Here is a 3,392-nt window from a genome sequence, read left to right on the forward strand (position 1 = left end):
AGCGACAAAACTCTCAATCCCCGCGTCGATTCCTAAACAGGTTTTCCCAGTCGTTATATCGGGAACTAATTCCGTAGATTGGAAGGAAACCGAAACGTAAAATCCCGACGCTTTTTGGATAATTCGAGCTTGTTTAGGCTCGAACCCAGACGGGTACTTTCTGGATTTCCTAATCCGAATTTTTCCCAATTGTGGAAAATTTAAGTATTCGTCACCTAAGAAGTTTTTTGACAGCGCAGGAAAAATAAAACTCCGCATCTTTTTCTTGAATCTAGGAAAGCCGAAGCCTTTCGATTTCATGTCAGAAAAAGCTTTATCTACAGTTTTTAAGACTTGCTGTAAGACTTGAGCGTTAACCGTCTTTAATATCGGGTAAACTTTTTTAGCTTCCGTTAGATTTTTGGCTTGAACGAAGTAATTAGGATAGGGTTCATCCGCCGGAATTATGTACTCGGAAACTAGCGAACAACGATCCGCAAGACACTTTCGAGAGTTTAACCAATCTTTCCGTTCTGAAAGAGCGTAATTGTAAACGCTTTTGCAAACATCAAGAATGTGGATTATCTCCCGTTCCTGTTGTCTGTTTACCTTTAGTTTGTACTGGTAGGTAAGCGTTATCACTGTCGTTCGTTTCGTGATGTACAATTAGATTATAACACTTACCGCTTAATATGTCAACTGATTACAATCATGGATTTCGCTCCGTTTATAGACTTACCGCTCACGTCGTATTCGTCATCAAATACCGACCATTGCTATTAACAATGAAATCTTAGCCCGACTTAAAGAAATCTTTGCGTCAACGCTCACGAAATGGGACAGCGTGTTGCTTGATTTCAACGGTGAATCGGATCACGTTCACCTGATTATCGATGACAAGCCTGACATCGCTTTATCCAAATTAATCGCTAACCTTAAAACAGTTATTAGTCCCATTAATTAGAAAGGAATTTCTGGATTTGTCGGCCAAGTATTTCGACAATAAACCTTATTTTGGGACGGTAGCTTATTTCGTGGCTAGTTGTGGCGGAGTTAAGTACCTAAGCAAAATTAATTACACATTTCGATCAAGCTTTTGCCTTTTGCCTCTTGCATGAGTGCCTATCCTAACCAAGAAATTAATTTTGCACGACTACTTACTGTCGAACAACTAAAAAAATACGTTGAGAACCAAAAAAACTCCCCAAAAGTGGAAACCCTACCGCGTTAGTTTTATTCTGGTGGCGATTCATCTCCCGTTAACCGCTACGCGGTTTAACGGGAGTCCTCTCGTTCCATTGAGATAGAAAAAACCCCATCTTGAAGAAAGATGGGGTAAGGTAAAAATCAAATCGATCTAAACAGTAACAGGTTCTCGATCGAGGGGTTTAACGCGATCGAGCAGGGCCTGCAATTGTTCCCCTTCGATCACCTCTTTACTGAGGATTTCTTGGGCAATTTCTTCGAGTAAATCGCGATTTTGAGCGAGAATATCTAGGGCCTGCTGATGACCGTTTTCGACAATCTCTTTCACTTCATTATCGATCGCTCGGGCTGTATCATCGCTAACCAAGCGCCGAGGATTCATCATGCCATCTCCCAGAAAACTATTCTGTTGACCTTTTTCGTAGGCCAGGGGACCGAGAGTCTTACTCATACCATAGGTTGTCACCATGCGTTCGGCCAAGTCCGTCGCCCGCTGCAGGTCATTAGCGGCCCCAGTAGTAATACTACCAAAGATAATTTCCTCGGCGGCCCGACCACCCAAAAGAGTAGCAATTTGGTCGCGTAATTCCGTATCATCCATAAGGAAACGGTCTTCCGTGGGCATTTGCAGGGTATAACCGAGGGCTGCCATGCCGCGAGGCACGATCGAAATCTTAGCAACTTTACCACCCCCCGGCATAACTGCACCGACGAGAGCGTGACCAACTTCGTGATAAGCGACGATTTTCTTCTCTTTTTCCGAGAGAACCCGGCTTTTCTTCTCTAAACCGGCCACTACCCGCTCGATTGCCTCATTAAAGTCCTCTTGGGCGACGGTGCTGCGTTGATTGCGCGCTGCCAATAAAGCCGCCTCATTGACTAGATTAGCTAAGTCAGCACCAGCAAAACCAGGGGTACGGGTAGCAATCTGTTTTAAATCCACACCCAATCCTAATTTTACCTTACCTGCGTAGATTTCGAGGATTTTTAAGCGTCCAGCCAGATCGGGGCGATCAACTAACACTTGACGATCAAAACGGCCGGGGCGTAAAAGGGCGGGATCAAGAGTTTCGGGGCGATTAGTAGCGGCTAGAACGATCACCGTCGCATCGCCAGCGTTAAAACCGTCCATTTCCGTCAATAATTGGTTTAAAGTCTGTTCCCGTTCATCGTTACCCCCCATAAAATTACCGTTAGCGCGAGATTTACCGATCGCGTCTAATTCATCGATAAAAATAATACAGGGGGCTTTTTTCTTGGCCTGTTCAAACAGATCTCGCACTCGGGCCGCACCCGCACCGACAAAGAGTTCCACGAATTCCGAACCCGAGATACTAAAAAAAGAAACTCCCGCTTCTCCCGCTACTGCTTTTGCCAGCAGGGTTTTCCCTGTCCCCGGCGGACCGACTAAGAGGACACCCTTGGGAATCCGCGCCCCGATTTGAATGTAACGTTGGGGATATTTGAGAAATTCGACGATTTCGGCCAATTCGGTTTTCGCTTCTTCCACACCGGCCACATCTTTAAAAGTGGTTTTGGTGGTGTCTCCTTCCACATAGACTTTAGCGCGACTTTTGGTAATCGATAAAGCCCCGGCCGGACCACCGCCACCGCTGCGGGCGAGGAAAAATTGCCAAATACCGACAAAAATCAGGGGAGGAATCACCCAACTAAGGACACTACCAATCCAGCCATTTTTTGGCGGTGGCGCGGCGGCGAATTCTACGCCCTTAGCTTCCAGACGTTTGGGCAATTCTAGGTCAAAAATCGGTGTAGTGCTGAAAATTCGTCCGTAGTTGCCCTCTTGGTCGTTTTTAAGCTGATAACGAATCTCATTCTGTCCCACGGATACCCTAGCGACGTTGCCATCTTCCACTTGGTCGATAAAAAGACTGTAGGGAACTTTGGGGACGCTAGGGCCAAATAATTGCGGGAAAAGAAGGTTAACAATCAGAAATAAGCCGCCTACGGCTAATAAAACATTACCGATCAGGCGAGATTGTGAAGGAGGTTTGCTTTTTATACTCATCGAAAAAATGGGTCTGAAACCCGCCCTTTAGCGATAACGGAGGGCGGCTTTATACAAGTTAGTGAGAAACAATTAAACCGTTAGAACGACGAATTAACTGAATCTTGCTAACAGCTATTTGTCCCAATCGTTTCCAACTGGTATCGCTTACAGATAGCTGTTTTTCGGTATCTCCACT

The 3,392-nt window shown here is 45.5% G+C and carries 4 protein-coding genes and 1 pseudogene; 2 read left to right on the plus strand and 3 right to left on the minus strand.

What is annotated here, in order from left to right:
* A partial coding sequence (locus tag IM456_RS00280) for an RNA-guided endonuclease InsQ/TnpB family protein (RefSeq protein WP_287705305.1) occupies positions 1-621 on the minus strand: 621 nt, incomplete at its 3' end.
* A 148-nt stretch (positions 622-769) separates the two neighbouring features.
* Between IM456_RS00280 and IM456_RS00285 the strand changes: the two genes are divergently transcribed.
* Positions 770-943 carry a transposase gene (locus IM456_RS00285; RefSeq protein WP_502866867.1) on the plus strand — a complete coding sequence of 58 codons (174 nt, stop codon included), beginning with the start codon at positions 770-772 and terminating at the stop codon, positions 941-943.
* 132 nt (positions 944-1,075) lie between these two features.
* The gene (locus IM456_RS00290; protein WP_287712718.1) at positions 1,076-1,210 is read left to right on the plus strand and encodes a hypothetical protein; all 135 of its coding nucleotides are present in this window, start codon (positions 1,076-1,078) and stop codon (positions 1,208-1,210) included.
* 126 nt (positions 1,211-1,336) lie between these two features.
* Here IM456_RS00290 and ftsH4 read toward each other — a convergent pair whose 3' ends face one another.
* Together ftsH4 and IM456_RS23465 are read right to left on the minus strand one after the other, a co-directional pair.
* Positions 1,337-3,214, minus strand: coding sequence for an ATP-dependent zinc metalloprotease FtsH4 (ftsH4, locus tag IM456_RS00295; RefSeq protein WP_149985515.1), 1,878 nt, complete (start codon positions 3,212-3,214; stop codon positions 1,337-1,339).
* Between the two features lie 58 nt (positions 3,215-3,272).
* Positions 3,273-3,392: pseudogene (locus IM456_RS23465) on the minus strand (RRXRR domain-containing protein); the annotation flags it as partial.

The organism is Microcystis sp. M079S1, from assembly GCF_020246425.1.
Taxonomy (GTDB): Bacteria; Cyanobacteriota; Cyanobacteriia; order Cyanobacteriales; family Microcystaceae; genus Microcystis; species Microcystis aeruginosa.

Bases quoted from the DNA above. Each gene is read 5' to 3' on its own strand.
- ftsH4 (WP_149985515.1), bottom strand. From the start codon at position 3,214: ATGAGTATAAAAAGCAAACCTCCTTCACAATCTCGCCTGATCGGTAAT.